Annotated in this window: 16 protein-coding genes; 8 read left to right on the forward strand and 8 right to left on the reverse strand. The window is 60.1% G+C overall.

Annotated elements, in window-relative coordinates:
• Positions 1-93 precede the first annotated feature (93 nt).
• Genes EDE05_RS10160 through EDE05_RS10180 form a run of 5 tightly spaced genes read right to left on the reverse strand, consistent with a single transcriptional unit; the run spans position 94 to position 5,602 of the window.
• Entirely contained in the window at positions 94-1,659 is a 1,566-nt protein-coding gene (locus EDE05_RS10160; protein ID WP_245519878.1) for an ABC transporter substrate-binding protein, read from the reverse strand.
• Positions 1,660-1,688: 29 nt separating this feature from the next.
• Positions 1,689-2,744, reverse strand: coding sequence for an oligopeptide/dipeptide ABC transporter ATP-binding protein (locus EDE05_RS10165; protein ID WP_134100792.1), 1,056 nt, complete (start codon positions 2,742-2,744; stop codon positions 1,689-1,691).
• Complete coding sequence (locus EDE05_RS10170) at positions 2,741-3,724, reverse strand: ABC transporter ATP-binding protein (RefSeq protein ID WP_208325203.1); 984 nt, start codon at positions 3,722-3,724, stop codon at positions 2,741-2,743. Before EDE05_RS10170 ends, EDE05_RS10165 begins: the two co-directional genes overlap by 4 nt.
• A 7-nt stretch (positions 3,725-3,731) precedes the next feature.
• Positions 3,732-4,631, reverse strand: coding sequence for an ABC transporter permease (locus EDE05_RS10175; protein ID WP_134100795.1), 900 nt, complete (start codon positions 4,629-4,631; stop codon positions 3,732-3,734).
• Positions 4,628-5,602, reverse strand: coding sequence for an ABC transporter permease (locus tag EDE05_RS10180; RefSeq protein ID WP_134100800.1), 975 nt, complete (start codon positions 5,600-5,602; stop codon positions 4,628-4,630). Before EDE05_RS10180 ends, EDE05_RS10175 begins: the two co-directional genes overlap by 4 nt.
• A gap of 216 nt (positions 5,603-5,818) precedes the next feature.
• On the opposite strand from EDE05_RS10180, the gene EDE05_RS10185 reads away from it, so the two are divergent.
• From EDE05_RS10185 to EDE05_RS10195, 3 genes are all read left to right on the forward strand, one after another.
• Positions 5,819-6,709: a LysR family transcriptional regulator gene (locus tag EDE05_RS10185; protein ID WP_112797631.1), complete on the forward strand. Its 891-nt coding sequence runs from the start codon at positions 5,819-5,821 to the stop codon at positions 6,707-6,709.
• Between the two features lie 132 nt (positions 6,710-6,841).
• The gene (locus tag EDE05_RS10190; protein WP_112797627.1) at positions 6,842-8,044 is read left to right on the forward strand and encodes a mandelate racemase/muconate lactonizing enzyme family protein; all 1,203 of its coding nucleotides are present in this window, start codon (positions 6,842-6,844) and stop codon (positions 8,042-8,044) included.
• Between the two features lie 245 nt (positions 8,045-8,289).
• Positions 8,290-9,321: a LacI family DNA-binding transcriptional regulator gene (locus tag EDE05_RS10195; protein WP_105371246.1), complete on the forward strand. Its 1,032-nt coding sequence runs from the start codon at positions 8,290-8,292 to the stop codon at positions 9,319-9,321.
• A 39-nt stretch (positions 9,322-9,360) separates the two neighbouring features.
• Here EDE05_RS10195 and EDE05_RS10200 read toward each other — a convergent pair whose 3' ends face one another.
• Entirely contained in the window at positions 9,361-10,365 is a 1,005-nt protein-coding gene (locus tag EDE05_RS10200) for an ABC transporter permease (RefSeq protein WP_134100803.1), read from the reverse strand.
• Between the two features lie 23 nt (positions 10,366-10,388).
• Positions 10,389-11,129, reverse strand: a complete 741-nt coding sequence (locus EDE05_RS10205) for an ATP-binding cassette domain-containing protein (protein ID WP_132410192.1) — start codon at positions 11,127-11,129, stop codon at positions 10,389-10,391.
• 339 nt (positions 11,130-11,468) lie between these two features.
• Between EDE05_RS10205 and EDE05_RS10210 the strand changes: the two genes are divergently transcribed.
• The 5 genes from EDE05_RS10210 (at position 11,469) to EDE05_RS10230 (ending at position 17,354) form a co-directional block, all read left to right on the forward strand.
• Positions 11,469-12,452, forward strand: coding sequence for a sugar-binding protein (locus EDE05_RS10210; protein WP_245505112.1), 984 nt, complete (start codon positions 11,469-11,471; stop codon positions 12,450-12,452).
• 118 nt (positions 12,453-12,570) lie between these two features.
• The gene (locus tag EDE05_RS10215; RefSeq protein ID WP_134100806.1) at positions 12,571-13,545 is read left to right on the forward strand and encodes an NAD(P)-dependent oxidoreductase; all 975 of its coding nucleotides are present in this window, start codon (positions 12,571-12,573) and stop codon (positions 13,543-13,545) included.
• A 174-nt stretch (positions 13,546-13,719) separates the two neighbouring features.
• Positions 13,720-14,667: a sugar-binding protein gene (locus tag EDE05_RS10220; protein ID WP_112797615.1), complete on the forward strand. Its 948-nt coding sequence runs from the start codon at positions 13,720-13,722 to the stop codon at positions 14,665-14,667.
• 129 nt (positions 14,668-14,796) lie between these two features.
• Positions 14,797-16,311, forward strand: coding sequence for a sugar ABC transporter ATP-binding protein (locus EDE05_RS10225; protein WP_245519879.1), 1,515 nt, complete (start codon positions 14,797-14,799; stop codon positions 16,309-16,311).
• 11 nt (positions 16,312-16,322) lie between these two features.
• A complete protein-coding gene (locus EDE05_RS10230; protein WP_112797614.1) occupies positions 16,323-17,354 on the forward strand; it encodes an ABC transporter permease in 1,032 nt (343 codons plus the stop codon).
• Between the two features lie 92 nt (positions 17,355-17,446).
• Here the strand turns inward: EDE05_RS10230 and EDE05_RS10235 are convergent, their stop codons facing one another.
• A complete protein-coding gene (locus tag EDE05_RS10235) occupies positions 17,447-18,202 on the reverse strand; it encodes a TIGR04290 family methyltransferase (protein ID WP_166675439.1) in 756 nt (251 codons plus the stop codon).
• Position 18,203 lies beyond the last annotated feature (1 nt).

Raw genomic sequence — 18,203 nt, forward strand, 5'->3', positions numbered from 1 at the left:
AACCGTTTGCAGATCCTCGGGACAAGCCCGAGGATGACGGCAGAGAGGGTTTCGGCCTCTGTGGATCACCCGCCCTCTCCTTTGTAGAGGGCCTTATTTGGCGAGACCGGCGAGCGTTGCGCTCGTGTCTTCCGTCATATTGGCAACGTAGGAAAGGTTTGCCTTGCCGGCCCAATGAACCTTCTGCCAGTAGAGCGGAATGACCGGTACGTCGGCAAACACCAGCTTGGTCGCCTTCTGCAGAAGCTCCACGCGCTTCTCTGCATCGAACTCGGCAGTCGCGACGCGCATCGCCTCGTCGAAAGCCGGGTTGGAATACTTGGTACGGTTGAACGAACCCGTGCCGGCATCCTTGTTGGCCGTCATCAGCAGATTGCGAAGGCCGGTGGCAGACGTCGGCGTCGAGTTGCCAAGCGAGAAGATGAAGGCGGAGAATTCGCCGGCCCCAGCCCCCTTGGTATAGACGTTATAGGGCTGGGCGACGACCCCGTTCACTTTCAGGCCGCCACGGGCGAACATCTGGCCGAGCGCCTGAGCGACCTCCGCGTCGCCCGGAAAGCGGTCGTTGGAGGTGTGGAGGGTGATGCCGAAGCCATCCTTGTAGCCGGCATCGGCCAGCAGCTTCTTGGCCTCGTCCGCATTGAAGGCAGGTGCCTCGATGGATGGGTCGTTTCCAGCCACGCCGTTGGGCACGAGCTGGCCCGCAGGTTCTGCCGAACCATCGAGAATACGGTCGATAATCAGCTGACGGTTGACGAGCTTCGAAAGTGCCTGGCGCACCTTCACGTCCTTCAGCGGGTTCTTGTCGAGCGGCTTGCCTTCCTTGTCGGTGATGAAGGGGCTCTTGTCGCGGGCGCTGTCGAGCGCAAGGTAGATTATCCGCGCCGATGCAGTGGAGAAAACCTTGAGGCCGGAAATACCCTGGAGCGTCTTCACATCGCCCGGCGGCACCGCATCGATCAGATCGACTGCGCCGGAGCGGAGCGCTGCAACGCGGGACGCATCGTTCGAGATGAACTTGATCGTGATATTGTCGAAGTCCTGCTTCTTGCCCCAGAAGCCGTCATTGCGGGTCAGAACCAGGTTGTCGCCCGGCGTCCAGGACTTAAATTTGTACGCTCCTGTACCGATCGCTGCCTTGCCGCTGTTGAAGTCCTCGATCGACGCGCCTTCTGCGACCTTCTTCTCGACGATGTAGACAAAACCGATCTGCTCGATGAAGTCCGGAGTGGGCTTTTTCGTCTTGAATTCGATGGTCAGGTCGTCCAGCGCCTTCATGTTGTCGATCGCCCCGACATTGCCGGAAAAAGGTGCCGGGCTGTTCGGGATATTCCTGGCGCGGGTCAGCGAAAAGATCACGTCTTCGGCGGTCAGCGGATTGCCATCATGGAACTTGACGCCTTCGCGCAGCTTCACATGCCAGGTCAGCGGATCGATGTTCGTCCAGGAGACCGCCAGCGCCGGCTCGATGTTGATTGTCGGGTCGGTCTGCACCAGGCGGTCGAAGACCTGCATGGCGATGTTCTGATTGTTGCCGGTGCGCGAAAACTGCGGGTCGATCGCCGACGGCTCGGTGGCGCTGCCGAGCACGAGGTCAGCGGCCTCGGCCGAGCCGAGCGCGATGACCGAGGCTGCAATCCCGGCCAGGAGAAATTTCATCGGTTTCATTCTATCTGTTCCCTTCCTTTTTAGATGGCCGGTTCGGCCGTCGCATTTGTTGCCTGATGGGCGGCGAGATCGTTCAGGTGGCAGGCGCTGACATGGCCGTCGGCGTTTTCCTTCAGAACCGGCCGTTCCGCATGGCAGCGATCGAAAGCCATGGGACAGCGCGGATGGAAATGGCATCCCGGCGGTGGATGGAGCGGCGACGGGATCTCACCCTTGATCGGTCTGAAGACACGGCGGCGATCCGTGACGCTCGGCAGTTCACGGATCAGCGCCTGGGTATAGGGGTGTTTCGGATTGTCGAAGAGTTCATCCGGCGTCGCGCTTTCGACCACGCGACCGAGATACATCACGACCACCCGGTCGCAGATGTGCTTCACCACGCCGAGATCATGGCTGATGAAGAGGTAGGTGAGGCCGAATTCACGCTTGAGGTCCATGAAAAGGTTGAGAATCTGCGCCTGGATCGAGACATCGAGTGCCGCAACGGATTCATCGCAGACGAGCAGCCTCGGTTTTACTGCGAGCGCCCGGGCAATGCCGATGCGCTGCCGCTGGCCGCCGGAGAACTGGTGCGGGTAACGGTCGAGATAGGAGGCATCGAGGCCGACACGCTCGACAAGCGAAGCGACATAGTCACGAACCTCGCGGCCCTTGACGATGCCATGCACCTTGGGCGCTTCGCCGATCAGGTCGATCACCCGCTTGCGCGGATTGAGGGTCGACATCGGGTCCTGGAAAATCATCTGGGCGGAAAGCCGCATGGCGCGCCTCTCCTCGCCCTGAAGCGCCGTCAGCGGCTTGCCTTTCCAGCGCACCTCGCCTTCGCTTGCCGGCATGATTCCGGCCATCACGCGGCCGAGGGTCGACTTGCCGCAGCCAGATTCGCCGACGAGGCCAACGACTTCACCGGGATAGACGGCGAGGTCCAACCCGTCGACCGCATGAACGGTCTTCTCCTCCAGTCCGGCCCCGAAAAGATTGGCGATCTTTTCGGCATAGTCGAGCTTGCGCGAAAAGCGCCGGCTGACGTTGACGGCTTCCACGAGCGGCACGGTTTGCCTGATCGAACTGGTCATGCGGCGCTCCAGAGATGCGGGTGGAAGCAGCGGAACTCACGGCCGGCAGCGATCTCGAGCATCGGTTCGGTGGCGCAGATGTCGGTGGCCCGGACACAGCGGTCGCGGAAGGCACAGCCGGAGGGACGCGAGAGCGGCGAGGGGGCAAAGCCGGGGATAGGGCGAAGCGGCTCGCCGCGCGGCACGGCGGCGGGAATGGCGCTGAGCAGGCCGGAGGTGTAGGGGTGGCGCGGCTCGGAAAGCACGCCGTCCACCTGCCCCGCCTCGACGATCCTGCCCGCATACATGACCATGATGCGATCAGCGAGCGCCGCCACCACGCCGAGGTCGTGGCTGATCCAGATCAGCGCCATGCCGAACTCGGCGGCGATCCGCTTGATCTCGAACAGGATCTGCGACTGGATCGTCACGTCGAGCGCCGTTGTCGGCTCATCGGCGATGATCAGGTCGGGCCGATGCAACAGCGCAATTGCGATTGCTACGCGCTGGCGCATGCCTCCCGAGAACTGGTGCGGGTAAGCGTCGAGCCGCTCTTCCGGCGAAGGAATGCCGACCAGACCGAGCGCATCGCGGGACCGGGCACGCGCCTCCGCACGCGACACCTTGTCATGGGCCTGCACCGTCTCGATCATCTGCGTGCCGACCGAGAGAACCGGGTTCAGCGTCATCATCGGATCCTGAAAGATCATCGCGATGCGTTTACCCCGGATCGTCCGCATCGCAGACGGCGACATCCTCAACAGGTCTTCTCCGTTAAACAGGATCTGCCCGGACACGACACGGCCCGGCGGATCGACGAGGCCGAGGATCGAAAAGCCGGTAATCGACTTGCCCGAGCCGGATTCGCCGACCAGCCCGACGATTTCGCGCTGGCCGACCGTGAAGCTGACGTCATCGACAGCTTTCAGAGCTCCGCGGCGGGTCATGAAATGGGTGGAAACGTTTCGGACTTCGAGAACTGGGGGACCAATACTTGTCATAGGATGCTCACCTTTCGCCCAGCCGAGGATTGAGCACTTCACGCAACCTGTCTCCGACGATGTTGATCGAGAAGACGAGGATGAGGAGAAGCACGCCGGGGTAGACGCTGATCCAGTATTCGCCGGACATCAGCAGCTGGTAGCCGTTGGCGATCAGCAGTCCGAGTGAGGGTTCGGTGATCGGCAGGCCGATGCCGAGAAAGGAAAGCGTCGCTTCCGCCGATATCGCATTCGCCACCTGCAGCATGCCGATGACGATCAGCGGCGGCAGACAGTTCGGCAGGAGATGGCCGATCAGAATGCGCGGCGTCGAGATGCCGAGCGTGACGGCCGCCTCGACATAATCCTTGTTTTTCTCGACCAGTGCCGCACTCCGGACGGCGCGGGCAAATGTCGCCCACTGCACAAGGATCAGCGCGAAGATCACCTTCCACAGCCCCTGCCCCAAAAGCGCCAACAACATCAGCGCCACCAGAATGGTCGGGAAGCCGAGCATCAGGTCGACGACGCGCATGATCAGTGCATCGATACGTCCGCCGAAATAGGCGGCGGTCAACCCGAGCACCGTGCCGACCACCAGCGCCACGAGGCCGGAGAACACGCCGACGCCGAGGCTGGTGCGCAGGCCGTAGACCATGGCGGAAAACATGTCGCGGCCCTGGCCGTCGGTGCCGAGCCAGTAGGTCAGGCCGTCCATGTTTTGCGAGCCCGGCGGCAACTTGGAATCGAGGATATCGAGAGCCGCGAGGTCGTAGGGGTCCTGCGGCGTGAGAAAGGGCCCGGCGATCGCGGCAAACAGCAGGATGACGCAGACCACGGCGGCAATAACGGCTTTCGGACTGCGGCCGATACCCATGATCAGACGGCCAAGCAGCATGTCCTCGCGGAAAAGAGCAGTGGCGCTCATGATGCATCTCCCAGGCGAACGCGCGGATCGACCAGCGAATAAAGCACGTCGACCACGAAATTGATGAAGATGAACAGACTGACGATGACCAGCAGGTAGGCGACCACCACCGGCCGGTCGAGCCGCATGATCGAATCGATCAGCAGCTTGCCGATGCCCGGCCATGCGAAGATCGTTTCGGTGACGACGGCAAACGCCAGCATGCTGCCGAGTTCAAGACCGATCACGGTGATCAGCGGGATGAGGATGTTCTTGAACACGTGCACGAACACGATGCGGCGCTCGGAAATCCCCTTGGCGCGAGCGAATTTCACGAAATCGAGCGGCATGGTCTCGCGCACCCCGGTGCGCGTCAGACGGATCACCAGCGATAGCTTGAACAGAGAGAGATTGATCGCCGGCAGGATGAGGTGCTTCAGGCCATCCAGCGTGAAGAGGCTGGAATGGAGACCGAGAAACTCCCCCACCTGGCCACGGCCCGTGGATGGCAGCCAGCCGAGCCAGACGGAAAAGATCATGATCAGCATCATGCCTTGCCAGAAGCTCGGCAGCGAAAAGCCGAAGATCGAGCCGGTCATGATCACTTCGTCGGTGGCGCTGTTCGGCTTCAGGCCCGAAAGCAGGCCGAGCGGAATACCGAGCAGGAGCGCGAAGACGAGGCCGGTCAGCGTCAGCTCCAGCGTCGCCGGCAGGCGCTCGAAGATCAGCGCGATCGACGGGCGGTTGAAGGCGAAAGAGCGGCCGAGATCGCCGTGCAACGCGTTCCAGGTAAAGGTGAAGAACTGTTCCCAAAGCGGCTTGTCGAGGCCGAGCGACGCAACCACCTGGGCGCGTTCGGCCTGGCTCGCATCCGGCGAGATCAACATTTCCGCAGGGTCGCCGATCGCATAGATGCCTATAAAGACGATGACCGCGGTCACGACCAAGACAGCAATGCTCTGCAGGAAGCGGCGGATGACGAAGACCGTCATGACGTACGCTCCCGCTTACCCTTCATCCCCCAAGGACAGAGAATTCCCATGGAAAAATGTTCCCTTTTTCTGTTTGTTGACGATGACGATAACGGCGCCGGAGAGATGCGCAATATTATGAGTGGAATGCATGAGCCTATGCGTTTTGCGCGCGAGGCAGAGGTGTCTGGCTGTCTCCGCTTGTGTTCGGCGGTCCGTTGCCCATAGGATCGGATCATGAATTTCAAGCAGCTCGAAATCTTCAAGACGATCATGGATACCGGCTCGACCATGGCGGCTGCAGCCCAGCTCGGCCTGTCGCAATCGGCCATCAGCCGTCAGCTCGCCTCGCTGGAAGAAGAGATCGGCCGTGAACTCTTCCTGCGCGACAAGGGCAGGCTCATCCCGCGCCCGGAGGCCCGGCTCCTGGTGAACGAGGTGGACGACGTGGCTCAAAGCGTCGCTCGGCTCCGAACCAAGGTCGGCGACGTGGTTTCCGGCGCCTTTGGCGAGGCGCTTGTGCGCGTTGCCTTTCCCCACAGCCTTTCGACCACCATGCTGCCGCCCATCGTCGCGCGTTTCAAGGCGGATCATCCACGTGTGACGGTGGAGATCCTGAGCGGTCCGTACGACGCAATCGAGCGCATGGTCTACAACCGCACAGCCGACCTCGGCTTCGTGCGCCTGCCGGTCGAACAGCACTCTTTCGACGCCCGACCGCTCTTTGTGAGCGGCACGACCTGCGTCATGCCCGCCGGCCACCCGCTTGCGGCAAAAGAAGCGATCGATGTCAACGATCTTGCCCGGAACGACCTGATCCTGCTTGGCCGGCAAAGGATCAACCGCAACGAGTTGGAGCACGAACTGCGCCGCATGGTTCCGACCTATCGCTGCAGCCTTGAAGTCCATTCGGTTGAAACCGCCTGCGCCTGCGCCGCCCAGGGGCTCGGCATCGCGATCGTGCCATCGTTGATAGCCGAGTTTTTCCGCAGCGACGCAGTCGCCATGCGCCCGTTCCTGCCGGACAAGGTCTCAGATTATGGGATCATCATCCTTCCCGGAACACCGCTGTCCTGGACCGCCGAGGCCTTCATAAATGCCATCAAGCCCGGCAGCAACGACATATGACCGCGTCAGCCTGACGGAAAAATCGGGTGCCGGCTGAAGCCTTGGATTTCGCAAACCGATCGCAGCAGATAGATTGAAGATCAACCTCCCTTTTTGTCCCGCCACCTGCAATCCACGTTCACGGAAAACATCATGAAAATCACCGGCATCGAAACCGTTCGCATCGACGAACGCGAAAACCTTCTCTGGATTCTGGTCCACACCGATGAAGGGATCACTGGTCTTGGCGAGACCTTCTATGGCGTTCAGGCCGTCGAGGCGCATGTGCATGAATTCATCGCGCCGCGCGTCATCGGCCGTAATCCGTTACAGATCGACCTGCTTGCGCAGGACCTGGTCGGTTACATCGGTTTCCGCTCCTCCGGCGCGGAAGTGCGCGGCAACTCGGCTTTCGACATCGCGCTCTGGGATATTTTCGGCAAGGCGACCAACCTGCCAATCGCCCAGCTTCTCGGCGGTTTCACCCGAAGCGAGATCCGCACCTACAACACCTGCGCCGGCACGGAATATGTCAAGCGCAATACAGGACAGCAGACCAGCAATTACGGCCTCACCGCCGGAACGAGCTACGACGACCTGAACGGCTTTCTCTATCGCGCCGACGAGCTGGCGGAATCGCTGCTGGAAGAAGGCATTACGGCCATGAAAATCTGGCCTTTCGATCCGGCGGCCGAAAAGACCCGCGGCCAATACATCTCCCTGCCGGATCTGAAGTCTGCGCTTGAGCCGTTCGAGAAGATCCGCAAAGCCGTCGGCGACAAGATGGACATCATGGTCGAATTCCACTCGATGTGGCAGCTCCTGCCTGCCATGCAGATCGCCAAGGCGCTGGCGCCCTACCAAACGTTCTGGCATGAAGACCCGATCAAGATGGACAGTCTCTCGGACCTGAAACGCTATGTCGAGGTTTCGCCCGCTCCGATCTCGGCATCAGAGACGCTCGGCTCCCGCTGGGCTTTCCGCGATCTGCTGGAAACCGGCGCGGCCGGTGTCGTGATGCTTGATATCGGCTGGTGCGGCGGCATTTCCGAAGCCCGCAAGATCGCCTCGATGGCGGAAGCTTGGCACCTGCCGATCGCCCCGCATGACTGCACCGGACCTGTGCTGCTCTGCGCCTCGACGCATCTTTCGCTGAACGCGCCGAACGCGCTCATCCAGGAAAGCGTGCGGGCCTTCTACCGCACCTGGTATCGCGACCTCGTCACCGCGCTCCCGGAAGTGAAGAACGGCATGATCACCGTACCGCCCGGCCCGGGCCTCGGAATGGAACTGCACCCGGATCTCGGCAAGGCATTCACGGTGACCCGCAGGATCTCCGACGCAAAAAGCCTCTGATCAAACTGTGTCAACCCGCCAAAAACTACGGAATCACTAAGGCAATGAAGCTCGAAATTGCTCCGATCCTCACGCCTTCGGGTTCTATAAGATTTATTTGCTAATATCAGCAATATGCATTTGCAAAATAGACCCATTTTCGGTGTGATATTATCACAGCGGATGCATGAAAGAGCCGGAGGCCTATCAGGGAATGATCATTAATGTCGAAGTCTAAGAAGCGAGTAAGCGTGGGGCGCCCCACCATGATGGATGTTGCTGCCGCGGCGGGGGTCTCCCAAGCCACCGTCTCATTGGTTCTCAGTGGATCGAAAGGCGCCCGGCTTGCCGACGCCACGCGGAGCCGCGTGCTGGAAGCGGCGCAAACGCTTGGTTATCGTTTCGTGCGCCGCGGAACCAAGACGGCGCCGGGCGGGCGATCCACGATCGTCTTCGTCGCCGACGAAACCTCAACGGATCCCTGGATGTCGCTGGCCTTCGAAGGCGCCCGGGACAAGGCCCTTGAATACGGCATCAACGTTCTGATGGCAGTCAGCCACGGCGACGCCGATGTTGAGACCAGTATCGTCGCGAACCTGAGGAAGTTGCCCATCCTCGGTCTGATCTACGGCACGATCCTGACCAGGCTCGTGCAGATTCCCGCAGCCATTGCCGACCTGCCCATCGTCCTCGTGAACTGCTATGACGAGCATCGCGAACATCATTCCGTTCTACCCGGCGATCTCTTGGGCGGTCGCAGCGCTACCGAGCACCTGCTGCTGTCGGGGCGTCGGCGGATCGGCTTCATCAATGGCCAGCAGGGAGTGGATGCCGCACGAGATCGTCTCAAGGGTTACAAGCAGGCATTGGCCAGCAACGATATAGCCTACGATCCCGCGCTGGTGCGCCCAGGCAACTGGGAACCCTCGGCCGGCTACGAGATGACGCTGGAACTGATGGCGTTGGACAACCCGCCCGATGCCATCTTCTGCGCCAACGATATGATGGCGGTCGGTTGTTTCGACGCGCTCAAGCAATTGGGCGCCAAAGTCCCGGACGATGTCGCCGTTATCGGCTTCGACGATCGCGATATCGCGCAGTATACGCACCCTCCCCTGTCGACCCTTGTCCTTCCGCTCTATGAGATGGGACGGACGGCTGCAGAACTGCTTATCGACGCGGCCGGCGGCCTGCACACTACTCCCAGCCGCATAAAGGTTGAATGTGAGCTGATTGCGCGAGGGTCCACGGCTAAGCGCCGCTTCGACGATATCGAATCCAGCGTGGCAGCGCAGTGATCGCTTGACGAGACCCGCCCGTGCGGCGGGATGCTTGCATCAGCCCGATTGGCGGATGCTGCGAAAGCGGTCGAAGGCCACTGCAATGACGATAAACGAACCGACGAAGGCGCCTTGCCAGAAGGTGCTGATGCCCAGCAATATCAGACTGTTTCGGATCACCTCGATGAGGAGCGCCCCCACGAGCGCGCCAAAGGCCGTGCCTATTCCGCCGGCGAGATTGGCCCCGCCGATGACGGCGGCCGCTATAACGGAAAGTTCCATGCCCTGACCAAGATTGGTCGTGACACCGCCCAGCCAGCCCACTTCCAGCACGCCGGTAATCCCGGCTGTCAGTGCTGAAAACACATAGACCGAAACCTTCAATTGCCTGACCGGAATGCCCGTAAGCTTGGCCGCATTTTCATTTCCTCCCATAGCGAAGAGGTGTTGCCCCCAGCGGGTCCATCTGAAAAGGAAACCTGTGATTGCCGCCAGAACGACCAGGGCGATGAGCGGGTTGGGCAATCCCATGGTGGAGCCGCCCCCCAGCGCCAGCAGCAGAGCGTGATCCGGGCCGAACTGGTAGATCATCTTGTTGTTGGACAATACCATGGCGAGAGATCGCGCCACGGACAGCATCCCCAGCGTGACCACGAAGGAGGGCATGCCGGCGTAAGCGATCAGCACTCCATTGACCGCCCCCACCAGGATTGCGACTGCCAGCGCCGCCGGGACGCCGATCCAGAACGGCATGCCCGCCGACATCAAAACGGCTACGGTCATGGACGAGAGCACGACGGTCGACCCAACCGACAGATCTATGCCTCCCGAAGCGATCACCGCGGTCATCCCGAGCGCAATGATGCCGACGAATGCGAAGTTGCGCGAGACATTGAACAGATTCCGCTCGGTCGCGAATGTATCAGTCAGCAGCGACAGTGCCAGGCAGGCCAGTATCGCAGCCATGAAGACCCAGAATGTCTGGTGGCTGATGAGGCGCGATCGCAGACCGCGATGCTCTGACTGGTCGATGACGTCAGCCAGTGAATTTGCTGTCGACATTGAATTTCTCTTCCCCTGATCGTTCATGCGAACTCGATTGCACCGGTGATGAGACCGGTAATCTCCTCGGGCGAGGAATCACCCGACTTCTTGTGGGCCACCAGACGGCCGCGGCGCAGCACTGCGATTTTGTCCGCCACCTGAAATACATCCGGCATGCGATGGCTGACCAGCACCACCGCAATGCCGTGGTCGCTTAGATAACGTATAAGATTGAGCACCTCCGCGACCTGCCGCACGGAAATCGCGGCCGTGGGCTCATCCATAAGGATGATCTTCGCATCGCTGAGAAGCGCGCGGGCAATGGCCACGGCCTGCCGTTGGCCGCCGGACATGCGCCTGACCAGATCGCGCGGCCTCGTTTCGGATTTGAGGCGCGCGAACAGTTCTCCGGCCTTGATGCGCATCTGCGCGTAGTCAAGGATGCGGAGCGGGCCGAGCTGCTTGGTCAGTTCGCGTCCCAAAAATACGTTCGCGGCCGCCGACAGGTTGTCGCAAATGGCGAGGTCCTGATAGACCACCTCGATTCCGGCGCGCTGGGCATCCAACGGCCTATGAAACTCGGCTTTGCTGCCGGAGATGAAGATCTCGCCGGAGCTCGGCGCAAAATTTCCGGCTATGACCTTCACCAAAGTGGACTTGCCAGCCCCATTGTCGCCCATCAGGCCGATGACTTCTCCCGGCTCGACGGAAAGCGACACGTCGCTCAATGCATGGATTGCCCCAAAATGCTTGCTCACTCCCTCAAGTCTCAGCGCGCTCATATGCCTCCCTTTCCGCCCCTCTTCGGATGAGAACCGATCAGGGAGCGCGATTCATGCCTTGGCAGCGGCAGCCAGTCTTGTTGCATTTCCGCGGCCTCGGCTGCGACGCCCGCTAAATTCCCGCTTGACGGCTTCGCTAATTAAGTGCTGTTATTAGCACATAATATGATCAAATTCGCAACAGAATAGATCATCGAACTTGGTCCGAACCGGCTTCGGTTCGCACCGCAGATGTGTGCCGCAATGGGAGGGTCAGGGCGGCAGACAGTTCTGGCGAGCGCTTGGACAGACTTGTGCTTGGCCGCGCCGGATGAAACCCAAACGGAGGAGTGCACTGCTTTGAGGTACGTAAATCAGGTTTTGGCCGCTGCCCTTGTCCTGGCCGCCGGCGCAGCAGAGGCGCAGGACAAAAAGACCTTGGCTATCGTCGTCAAGGGACTGGACAATCCGTTCTTCGAACAGATCAACCTGGGTTGCAAGGACTGGGCGAAGAACAATCCCAATTCAGAATACGAATGCCTTTACACGGGTCCGGCATCCAGTGCCGACGAGGCCGGACAGGTGCAGCTCGTTGATGACCTTATCGCCAAAGGCGTTGCCGCACTCGCCATTTCCCCATCCAATGCGTCGGCCATGGCCAACCGGCTCAAGGAGATTGGGCCGAAGATGCCGGTCATGACGGTCGATGCCGACCTCTCGGAGGCAGACCGTAAGCTGCGCGCCGCATATCTTGGAACCGACAATTACCTGATGGGCGTGAAAATGGCCGAGCAGGCCAAGCGGCTTAAGCCGAAGGGCGGAACGGTTTGTCTGCAGTTGGGCAACGTCGGCGCCGATAACATCAATGCCCGCGCAGCCGGTTTTCGAGATACCATCGCAGGCTCCAAAGGGGTCGATCGCCTGTCCGGGCAAGGCGGCTGGAGCGAAATCCAAAGTTGCCCGGTTTTCACGAATGATCAGATTGACCTTGCCAATCAGCAGATGGCCGATGTCTTCACCTCCAACCCCGATCTCGATGCCTTTATCCTGATCGGAGGATGGGCGCAGTTTGCGCCGCAGGCCTATGCCCAGGTCACCGACCAGGTGATGGATCGCCTGAAAAGCAATGACCTGATCATCGTGGCAGGCGACACCCTGCCGCCGCAGGTACAGGCCTTCAAAGATGGCCGAAGCCATGCCCAGGTGGGTCAGCGTCCCTTCGAAATGGGCCAGCGCGCTCCCGAGGTCATGATCCGGTTGATCAAGGGGGAGGCCGTGGAAGACACGATCTACACCGGCCTGGATGTCTGCACGCGCGAAGAACCGGGCTTCTGCGCCAAGTAGCCCCATAGGGTAGTCCCGATGCGATCCCGTCACGGCGCTTCGGCACCGTGACGGCCCGCAAAGGCTGCGGAGCTATATCCTCGTTTCAGCGTGCGCATGGGATTTTAGGGGAAGCAAATTGAAACTTCTTGTCACTGGACTAACGGGGAAGGTGGGGACCAATTTCCTGCCCGGATTTCTGGCTGCCGACAAATTTGCCGACTGGTCCCTGCGTGCGCTCTGCAACAACCGCGTCATCGACCATTCGGCGGTTGAGATCGTGCGTGGTTCATTGGCGGATGCGCAGACGGTTTACGCCGCCATGGATGGCGTAACCCATGTGTTGCATATGGCTGCCGTCAAGGAATCACCTGATCTGGCGATCGACGTCGGCATCAAGGGTCTCTTCAACCTGCTCGAAGCCTTTCGCACCTCGAAGACCGCGAGGCAGTTCGTTCTGATCGGGGGAGATTGTTCCGTGGGGCATATTTTTCACCCCTACGATGCTCCCGTGACCGAGAATTCCCCGCGTCGAGCCTATCCGGGCTGCTATGCGCTTACCAAAGTGATCGAGGAGGTCATGCTTGAGCAGTACCGCATCCAATACGGCACCAATGCCTGCTGCCTTCGGGCGCCCTGGATCATGGAGAAGGATGACTTCCGCCATGTCTTGAGCTTTCGGGACCAGTTCGGCGGCCCCGCCTGGAGTGAATTCCTGCCGCCGGAGGAAATCGCCCGGCATGCCGGGGCCGGCGCCATCCCACTGCTTCGCGATGCAGGCGGCGCTTCGCTTAAACGCAATTTCATCCATGTCAGCGATCTCGTCAGCGCGATTCTTCTGACCTTGGATAATCCGGCTACCGAGGGCGAACTCTTCAACATCGCGATGGATGTTCCAGTGGATTACGCTGGCGTCGCGGCCCAACTGAAAGCCTCGCATGGCCTGCCGGCTGTGGAAATTTCGACCCCCTATCACAGCAACTGGCTCGACAATGCCAAGGCAAGGATGCTGCTCGGCTGGCGCCCGGTTGTCGATGCCGAGCTCCTTGTCCAACGCGCCTGGGCCTATTCCCGGGCGCCCGATGATCCGCGCCGTGTCTGGTACCCCGGGTAACACATGCGCGCCAAGTAATATCCGTCGCTGGCTCCGGGTCGGTCCGCATGTGACCGTCCAGGCAACGCCCAAGCCAAGGATATGTACCGCCCGCGGCAAATGACTGTTCGAGGGCATTTAGAAACGTTGGGGAGCAGGGCCGTGTCTGTGCTCCCAAAAATGGGAGGATGGACAATGAAACTGAAACTTGCCGTCTCGCTTGCCATGCTGGCTTCCGGTCTGGCTGGCCCCGCTGTCGCTCAAGACAAACCCCAGTTGGCTTTCGTCGTGAACGCGGCCTCCGACTTCTGGAAACTCGCCGAAGCCGGGGTCAAGAAGGCTCAAGCGGAATTGCCGGGCTACGAACTGCAGTTCCGCTATCCGGCCCAGGGTACCGCTGCCCTGCAGAACGCCCTGATGGATGATCTTGTCGCTGCCGGTACCGATGCAATTATGATATCTTCGGCTGATCCGAAGAATTCCATCGACGCATTCAACCGCATTGCAGCGCAGGTGCCCCTGTTTACCACCGACAGCGATGCGCCCAACAGCAAGCGCATCGCCTATCTCGGCTCTTCCAACACCCAGGCAGGTGTTCAGGCCGGCGAAATCGCCGTTGCTGCGATGCCCGAAGGCGGAAAATGCACGGGTTTTGTCGGGTTCCTGGGAGCGGACAATGCAGTCGAACGTATCGCCGGGTTCCGCAAGGCCGTCGAAGGATCCGGGATCGAGCTCGTCGACGTGCGCGGAGACGACGTGGATTTTGCCCGAGCCCGGTCGAACGTCGATGACGTGCTTGCCGCAAACCCAAACATCACCTGCATGGTGGGGTTTTATTCTTATAACCCTCCCAAGATTTACGAGGCTCTCCAGGCTGCGGGCAAACTCGGGGCGATCAAGGTCATCGCATTCGATGAGGATCCGGTTACCCTCGGGGCGGTCCGCGAAGGCAGCTTCGCCGGCACCGTCGTACAGGACCCCTACCAGTGGGGCTATCAGGGCATGCATCTGATGGCGAAATATCTCGAAGGGGACAAATCGGGTATTCCTGCGGACGGCCTTATAATCGTTCCGACGAAAGTCATCAAAGCATCCAATGTCGATGCCTTCGAGAAGGAACTCAAAGAGCGCATTGGCGGGTAAAACTCTTCCGGGTCGGCGCTGCGGCATCGGGCTCGGGCCTCGCCGGGCCCGGTGTGCGCTTGTCACTTCGTATATCCGCTCAACGGGCCGAAGCATCACTGTTGCTGCAAAATCAGATGGCCACGACTTATGATGACTAAAGAGGATCCGAAGCGCCCCCTGTTGGTACTCGAGAACATTTCCAAGGCCTATACCGGCGTCGTGGCGCTCTGCAATGTGTCCATCACGGTCATGGCCGGCGAAGTTCTGGCCCTGATCGGAGAGAATGGAGCCGGCAAATCCACGCTGATGAAGATTCTTGGGGGTGTCGTCCAGCCCAGCTCGGGTCATATCATTATCGATGGTGTGCGATGCGACGGATTTTCGGTGACTGAGTCCCAGTCCGCGGGGATCGCGTTCGTACATCAGGAGCTCAACGTATTCGACAATCTCGACGTGGCCGCCAATATGTTTCTAGGCCGCGAAATACGTAAAGGTTTCCTCAGACTGCTGGATGTAAAGGCCATGCGTGCCGCAGCCGAACCGCTTTTAAGACGCGTCGGTGCCACGTTCGAGGCCGACACCCCGGTCGCTGCTCTGTCGCTCGCCGAGCGGCAATTGCTCGAGATCGCCAAGGCGCTCTCCATCAAGGCGCGCATCATCATCATGGATGAACCAACCTCGTCGCTCACCTTGTCGGAAACGAAAACGCTGATGAGCGTCGTTGCCAGCCTTAAGGCCGAGGGCATCGCGGTCATCTACATATCGCACCGCCTGAGCGAGATCGAGGAATGCGCCGACCGCGTCTTCGCTTTGCGCGACGGCAAAGCCGCCGGTGAACTCTGCAGGGCGGAGATCCATCATGATGCCATGATCCGCATGATGATCGGGCGCGACCTTCATGCCCTGTATTCGCCGCCGTCACGCCCTGCCGGCGGGCCCATCCTGTCCTTAAAGGCCGTTAGAACCCGCGCGAGACCACGGGCCCTTGTCGACTTCGATATCCACGATGGCGAAATTCTGGGAATGGCCGGACTGGTGGGCGCGGGACGGACAGAATTGGCCGAAGCCATTTTCGGCATCGACGCCATTGTCGAGGGCCAGATCACGCTGGCGGGCAAGCCGTTCAGGGCCGCGTCGCCGCATGACGCCATCCAGGCCGGCGTCTATCTCGTGCCGGAGGATCGGAAACGGACGGGCCTCGTGCTCGAAGCGGCAATCTGTGAAAATATCTGCCTCGCCGATCTCGCAGCCGTGTCGCGCAACGGCTTGGTTTCGCAGAGCGCGGTCAAGGCGCGTGCCGAGGATCAGCGTATAAAACTCGGAATCAGAACCACCGATGTCATGCGCAGAACCGCGGAACTCTCTGGCGGCAATCAGCAAAAGGTTGTGCTGGGCAAATGGCTTTCGATGCGACCGGCTCTGGTCATTTTTGACGAGCCCACCCGCGGCATCGATGTCGCCTCCAAGGCGGAGATCTACAGGCTCATGCGTGCTCTGACCAACGCCGGCGTCGGCGTCCTGATGATCTCCAGCGACATGGAAGAGGTGATCGGCGTGTCGGACCGTATCGTCGTATTGCGAGAAGGGGAAATCGCCGGATCGCTATCGCGGCCGGAATTCTCCGAACACAATGTTCTCAAGCTCGCTGTCGGCGCAAACTAGGAAACAGACCGATGCATAAAAAAGACTTGGGATTGGCAGTCCTGATCATAATTGTGGGAGCGGTCGTTTATCTGCGAAATCCGCTATTCCTCTCGCCGATCAATCTGGGCAATACGGCAAACCTCATCGGTCTGTTCGGCCTCTTCGCCATCGGGCAAGGCTTTGTCATCATGACCGGTGGTATCGACCTCTCGGTCGGCTCAATGATAGCACTGCTCGGCGTCCTATTTGTGGACATGGTGGGAAAGTTCGGCGTCCCGTGGCCGGTGGCAATCCTTGCCGTCCTCGTGATCGGAACGCTCCTTGGGCTGGCTCATGGGCTGCTAATCACCAAGCTCAAGATGCAACCATTCGTCGTGACGCTGTGCGGCCTGCTGATCTATCGCGGCGCCGCGCGCGGCTATACGGGAGAAGCCACTGCCGGCTTTCCCTTCGGCGCCAAGTATCCCGCGCTGGAATGGCTGACGATCGGGCGCACTTTTGGAGTTCCACACTCCTTTTATGCCATGATAGTCATCGGCATAATCTGTTGGTTCCTGCTTCATCGCTCGGTCTTTGGCCGACATTTGCAGGCTGTGGGCAAGAATGAGGACGCAGCGCGCTACTCTGGCATCCGCACCGGTTTCGTTATCACGACCGCCTATGTGATCTGCGCGGTGCTGACCGCCGTTGCCGCGGTTTACTTCGCCATGTTCACCAGATCGGTGCAGCCCTCGTCACATGGTAACTTCTACGAACTCTACGCAATTGCCGCCGCCGTCCTCGGCGGCTTCTCGCTTCGTGGCGGAGAAGGCTCGATCATCGGCGTCGTGTTGGGGGCGGTCCTGCTTCAGGAATTGCAGAACCTCGTCAATCTTTTAGGCATCCCCTCATCGCTGAACTTCGCGGTAATGGGAACGGTGATTCTCGCCGGGGTTCTCGCAGATCAGCAGTTCAACCGCTACCGGGCCAAGCGAAGGGCCGCAATGGCGCTCGGAATACTGAACAGGCAGGCCTCCCCGCCCCCACAGGCGGACAGCTATCCATCAGGCCACCGTAACTAACGAATTGCGAGATCGCCTGCCGGCGTGCATTCGCCAGCACAAAAAGATGGCTGAAGCCGCTCCTTTCGATATCAGGATCCTCCCCGATGCCCCTAAGTTTGAGGGGGAGGTCCGACCATGTAATGCCTCTCACCGCGCCGGCAGAGGTAAACTTCGCGTTCCGGATTAGCCTCAATAATGAAGCCCGAACTACGAAGCATTGCCTCCATTGCGGCCTTGTTGGGAATGAACCAGTTGGTCGGGTCGGAGGCGTAGCGTTCTTCGATGAAAAAGAGCTTCGGATAGTCCGGGCGATCGAAGACGGCCCATTCCGAAAAATCATAGTCTTCCTGGAGATCGGGGATGCGTTCGTCCCCCCGCTGAAGACACTGAAAAAGCATCAGATCTCCAACGACGTGTTCGTAAAGCAGGTCAAGCGCCAGGAGCGGATGGCGAAGGTGGTAGAGCACCCCCATGAAAATCACCAGGTCGAACTTTTCGTTCAATTTGCCGACTTCATAGATCGACATCTGCCGGAACTCGACATCGAGCCCGCTATGTTCGGCAGCAAAGTGGGCCTGGCGGAGATAGTGAGGATCGGAGTCGATGCCCAGCACGCGGCCGGCATTTCGTCGTTTCATTTCCAGCGAATAAAATCCGGCATTGCAGCCGATATCGAGAACGCTGCGCCCTTCCAGATCGTCTGGAAGGGCGTGCTGAAAATTTTTCCACTTGAAGGCCGGATAATCCCCGAGAAAGTGGTCCGGTGCGGTCTCGACGCCTTGAATCCGCATGTTGTGAAACCAGGGACCGAGCTCGGTGATCTCGCGTTGCAGGCTGTGGTTCTCCCTGCTCTTTCTTGCCTCCACC

It is taken from the genome of Neorhizobium sp. R1-B (assembly GCF_004368875.1).
Lineage (GTDB): Bacteria > Pseudomonadota > Alphaproteobacteria > Rhizobiales > Rhizobiaceae > Neorhizobium > Neorhizobium huautlense.

Bases quoted from the DNA above. Each gene is read 5' to 3' on its own strand.
- EDE05_RS10185 (WP_112797631.1), top strand. From the start codon at position 5,819: ATGAATTTCAAGCAGCTCGAAATCTTCAAGACGATCATGGATACCGGC.
- EDE05_RS10205 (WP_132410192.1), bottom strand. From the start codon at position 11,129: ATGAGCGCGCTGAGACTTGAGGGAGTGAGCAAGCATTTTGGGGCAATC.
- EDE05_RS10165 (WP_134100792.1), bottom strand. From the start codon at position 2,744: ATGACCAGTTCGATCAGGCAAACCGTGCCGCTCGTGGAAGCCGTCAAC.
- EDE05_RS10225 (WP_245519879.1), top strand. From the start codon at position 14,797: ATGATGACTAAAGAGGATCCGAAGCGCCCCCTGTTGGTACTCGAGAAC.
- EDE05_RS10230 (WP_112797614.1), top strand. From the start codon at position 16,323: ATGCATAAAAAAGACTTGGGATTGGCAGTCCTGATCATAATTGTGGGA.
- EDE05_RS10195 (WP_105371246.1), top strand. From the start codon at position 8,290: ATGATGGATGTTGCTGCCGCGGCGGGGGTCTCCCAAGCCACCGTCTCA.
- EDE05_RS10220 (WP_112797615.1), top strand. From the start codon at position 13,720: ATGAAACTGAAACTTGCCGTCTCGCTTGCCATGCTGGCTTCCGGTCTG.
- EDE05_RS10160 (WP_245519878.1), bottom strand. From the start codon at position 1,659: ATGAAATTTCTCCTGGCCGGGATTGCAGCCTCGGTCATCGCGCTCGGC.
- EDE05_RS10175 (WP_134100795.1), bottom strand. From the start codon at position 4,631: ATGAGCGCCACTGCTCTTTTCCGCGAGGACATGCTGCTTGGCCGTCTG.
- EDE05_RS10200 (WP_134100803.1), bottom strand. From the start codon at position 10,365: ATGTCGACAGCAAATTCACTGGCTGACGTCATCGACCAGTCAGAGCAT.
- EDE05_RS10180 (WP_134100800.1), bottom strand. From the start codon at position 5,602: ATGACGGTCTTCGTCATCCGCCGCTTCCTGCAGAGCATTGCTGTCTTG.
- EDE05_RS10190 (WP_112797627.1), top strand. From the start codon at position 6,842: ATGAAAATCACCGGCATCGAAACCGTTCGCATCGACGAACGCGAAAAC.
- EDE05_RS10170 (WP_208325203.1), bottom strand. From the start codon at position 3,724: ATGACAAGTATTGGTCCCCCAGTTCTCGAAGTCCGAAACGTTTCCACC.